Origin of the sequence: Spirosoma sp. 48-14, from assembly GCF_001898575.1 — a bacterium.
Classification (GTDB): domain Bacteria; phylum Bacteroidota; class Bacteroidia; order Cytophagales; family Spirosomataceae; genus Spirosoma.
The window spans coordinates 1-3441 of sequence record NZ_MKUD01000083.1; the positions used below are offsets into that span (position 1 = coordinate 1).

The window sequence follows — 3441 nt, forward strand, 5'->3', positions numbered from 1 at the left end:
TTTTGCCTTTTGCGACAAAATCTGATCTTGGTTTTGTTACAGCACCCAAATCTAACGGTTGGGTGAACAACCAAAAGTAAAGCGTGTTTGCCGTCGCTCCGGCGACAGGGCACACGTCTCGACAGGGCAGCCTATTGGGCTCGTTGGGCGGTTTCGGTCGACATCTTGTACGACTGAGTTGGGGAGCTTTTTGGTCACCTGCGACACGAGAAACGCCTTGACAAGCCAGCCTTTTGGCTCGTTGGCAACGTAGCGTTCGACAGGGCAAGCGCCCCGCGACAACGTAGTGAAAAGGCTTGGCGCGGGTCTGCAACGTAGTAAAAAAGGCTTCGCGTTCGGCTTTAAGCGGTTGGGTGCGTTGTTGATTGGCTCGGCGCTGTCACCGTTCCGGCGACAGGGAGCGCGTCCCAGTGGTCAGGCTTGCAGCCCAACCAAACAGGGCCGGGCCGCCGGTGCGGTGTAAAGGTATGGAGTTGGCCGCGTTGAGTGAAGTGACTCACTCACCATCAACCCCTGTTGGCGTTGGGTGGCGTGTCCAAAATGGGCTTACAAGGCGGGTTCCCTGCGACAGGGGAGCCGCCCCAACAGGTCAGCTTTAGGCTCGTTGGTCGGCTTCCGTTGACAACGCAACTATATCAGTTTGGTAGTTTTGGGGCTTCCATTTCCAGGTTCCGGTTGACAGAGTGAACGCCCCGATTCATGAATATAAGAATGAAAAATAAAAGTTGGTTGTCGTTTGTACCCGCTTATTGGGCGGCTTTATTTGACATTATTATCACCATTACTCATCAGTCAGATGATTATTGGCAAGGAAACTTAACGAAGGCTAATGAGGGCAATCCCTTTGGTGCTTACATGATGGCTCACCACGTTTCGGGCATTTTTGTCATCTGTTTTATTTGGCTGGTTATCATCGGCTTAGTGGGACGTTGGTTGCCTAACAACTATACCAAAGTGTTTTTGCTATTTGTTTTGATTGTCCATTCATGGGGTGCTTCTACTTGGTTATCACAATTTTATGGTTTTTGGTCAGTGATCGGTTTCACGCTGTTTAATGCTATTTTGTTTTACCGAGTCGAGGATTTTAGGCAAAGTCAAGTGGTTAAGGCACCATAAAGCGCTCGGCGTGGGCAGGCTTCCCGTCGACAGGAAGCACGTCCCGGTGGCAAGCGGGTCAGCCCAACCAAATGAGGGTGTAAAGGTTGGAAGTTGCTTGTGTTCAGTAACGTAGCGTCATTATCCATCAACCCTCATGGGTGTTGGGTGGCCAGTCCAAGTAGTGCTTCCATTTCCAGCTTCCGGGCGACAATTTGACCGCCCCGCGTGGGAAAGTCCGGGCTTCCATTTCTGGGTTTCGGCTGACACAGGAAACGCTCCGATTGGACAGGTTTAAGTTTGCGAGGCAGCGTCTCGGAGACAGGGTAAATGCTCCGACAGTTGGGCTTTAGAGCGTGTTTGGGAATTGAAAAGAACTGGTAGTGGAGTCAACTTTGTGGTCGCCAAACGACAAAGCCATGACCAAACAGTGGGGGCCACTGACCGACTACCAGTGGAACGCAATTTCGCCTTTTTTTAATCTTCAACGCAAGCGCAAGCATGACTTGCGTAAGATTCTCGACTGCATTTTATGGCTGCTGCGCACGGGCAGTCAGTGGCGTAACATTCACCCTGACTGGTTACCTTGGCAAGCGGTTTATTATTATTTTAACCAGTGGGAAAAAGCTAATCTGTTCGAGCAGATGAACGCGGCTCTGAACCAGCTTGACCGTCAGCAACAAGGCCGGGAGCCGACACCTTCTGTCTTATGTGTTGATACACAATCCGTTAAACTCTCTCCTATGATCGGCGAATACCGAGGCATGGATGCTCACAAGCTTATCAATGGGCGCAAGCGCACGTTTGTCGTCGATACCCAGGGCCGCTTGTGGGTAGCCGATGTAGACGCGGCTAATGGGGCCGATGGGAAATTGGCCGTCCCCCTTGTCACCAGTATTTTGTGGCGATGTGGTGAACGACTGGAAAAGGTCTTCGGTGATCAGGCCGCTTCGGCGGTCCGATTACAACAGGGTATTTGCTGCCGAATTAGCTAATTGGAGTATCGATTTTGAGAAGGCATCCCGGCCTGAATCAGCCAAGGGTTTTGTGCCCATAGCCAAGCGTTGGGTAGTCGAACGGAGTATCAGTTGGACGAATTTCTTCCGTCGGCTGGTGAAAGATTATGAATATACCATATCTTCTTCGGTTAACTGGCTATATTTAGCCAACATTCAGATCATGTTGCAACGTATTCAGCCCAAGAACCAAACATAATTCCCAAACACGCTCTTAAGAATAAGGCGGTTCGCGTATGACAATGCCAACGTCCCCGCTGACAAGCCAGACAAACAAATGAATTTAGTCAGTAACTTGCTATGGAAAATACATCAATTAACATGAAAGAAATTATTCAAAGCCTTAATCTCCCGAAGCAAGTACTTGATAAAACAGAAGAGTTGATGAAAACCCTTTTTGGCCCTGCCACAAAAGAGCTTGGTGAACTATTTGCTGACAAGATGCGGTATCGCAGACTTAAAAATCAAATAAATATTTTCAACAAGACAGTTCAATTATTGGAGCAGAATAATTTAAAGCCTAAAGAGCTAAAAATTAAAACTTTAGTCCTTCTACTTGAAGAATGCTCTTTGGAAGAAGATGAACTTTTGCAAGAAAAATGGGCTAATCTACTCGCTAACATAGCTACATCGCCTGAAAATGGTTTAAAACCAAGACTTGTTAAAACATTATCAAGCCTAAATCCACTTGAGGCTCAGATACTAGACTTTTCTTTTGAAGAAACCTATAAAAATAGAATAGAAGAGTACGAAAGAAGAAAAAATTGGGGCCGGATTTTTGATAGTATTACCCTCGAGGAAATAAAAATAGAACCATAGTTGTGAAATTTAATTCTATAAAGAATAAATTTAAGATAGAAGACCATTTTGTATCTATTTGTATTGATAACATGGTATTGTTAGGCTTGCTTAAATATGAAGAGCCTGAAGTGGAAATTGAGAATAGAGGTTCAAGTGGCGAAATTGTCGAAGATGAACAAAACGAGCAGAAGGTTGAACTTGATTTAGATGTATCTGCAAACTATAGTCAATCAAATAACTTTAGGGTTACTGCTTACGGAAGATATTTCGTAGAGCAGTGCAAATCCCCGAAGAAATAATTTAAATGCGAATGTGCATAGGGCAGGCTACCGCTGACAGGACGCTCGCCGGTGAGGACGCCTGGCAGCCCAACCAAATGAGGGTGTAAAGGTTGGAAGCTGTTGCAGTTTAGGGACGTAGCGTTCTCATCCATCAGCCCTCATGGTCGTTGGGTGGCGTGTTCAAAATAGGCTCACAAGGCGGGTTCTCGGCGACAGGTTGCAGGCCGCAGCGGCCAGGTTTTTTGCTT

General features: G+C 46.9%; 4 protein-coding genes. All 4 read left to right on the forward strand.

Translation table 11 applies throughout. The features are described 5' to 3' along the window. Positions 1-711 precede the first annotated feature (711 nt). The 4 genes from BGO59_RS33455 to BGO59_RS33475 all read left to right on the forward strand — a co-directional run bounded on the left by BGO59_RS33455 (position 712) and on the right by BGO59_RS33475 (position 3211). Positions 712-1116, forward strand: coding sequence for a hypothetical protein (locus BGO59_RS33455; protein WP_293691581.1), 405 nt, complete (start codon positions 712-714; stop codon positions 1114-1116). Between the two features lie 362 nt (positions 1117-1478). Next, positions 1479-2090, forward strand: a complete 612-nt coding sequence (locus BGO59_RS33460; protein ID WP_293691583.1) for a transposase — start codon at positions 1479-1481, stop codon at positions 2088-2090. Positions 2091-2432: 342 nt separating this feature from the next. Then, complete coding sequence (locus BGO59_RS33470; protein ID WP_293691587.1) at positions 2433-2930, forward strand: Abi-alpha family protein; 498 nt, start codon at positions 2433-2435, stop codon at positions 2928-2930. Positions 2931-2932: 2 nt separating this feature from the next. After that, the gene (locus tag BGO59_RS33475; RefSeq protein ID WP_293691589.1) at positions 2933-3211 is read left to right on the forward strand and encodes a hypothetical protein; all 279 of its coding nucleotides are present in this window, start codon (positions 2933-2935) and stop codon (positions 3209-3211) included. Positions 3212-3441: the final 230 nt, after the last annotated feature.